The following is a 571-nucleotide window of genomic DNA, read 5'->3' on the forward strand; positions in this document are numbered from 1 at the left end:
TCGTACCGTTTTTTGGAATTTGATGTTGACCTTTTGGGGTGTTGGACCTAGAGTGCGTTCACGTATCTCGGATATCGGAATGTTTGGTACCGATTTCGTTCAACTAACTCCCAGGAGACAGCATGAGCCAGCCCACCCCCGACGGCCGCAGCGTGGCCAGCGGCCCGACCAAGATGACCCCCTCCGAAGCCTTCGTCGAAACCCTGGTGTCCAACGGCGTCACCGACATGTTCGGCATCATGGGCTCGGCCTTCATGGACGCGATGGACATTTTCGCGCCGGCCGGCATCCGGCTGATCCCGGTGGTGCACGAGCAGGGCGCGGGCCACATGGCCGACGGCTACTCGCGGGTGTCGGGCCGCCACGGCGTGGTGATCGGCCAGAACGGCCCGGGCATCAGCAACTGCGTGACCGCGATCGGCGCGGCCTACTGGGCGCACAGCCCGGTGGTGATCATCACCCCCGAGACGGGCACGATGACGATGGGGCTGGGCGGCTTCCAGGAGTGCAAGCAGCTGCCGATGTTCCAGGAGTTCACCAAGTACCAGGGCCACGTCACCCACCCGGCGCG

Annotated in this window: 1 protein-coding gene; it reads left to right on the forward strand. The window is 64.1% G+C overall.

Annotation, left to right across the window (positions count from 1 at the left end):
- Positions 1-122: 122 nt before the first annotated feature.
- On the forward strand, positions 123-571 hold a 449-nt coding region (locus tag B447_RS21570), incomplete at its 3' end, for a thiamine pyrophosphate-binding protein (RefSeq protein WP_004249464.1).

It is taken from the genome of Thauera sp. 27, assembly GCF_000310125.2.
GTDB lineage: Bacteria > Pseudomonadota > Gammaproteobacteria > Burkholderiales > Rhodocyclaceae > Thauera > Thauera mechernichensis.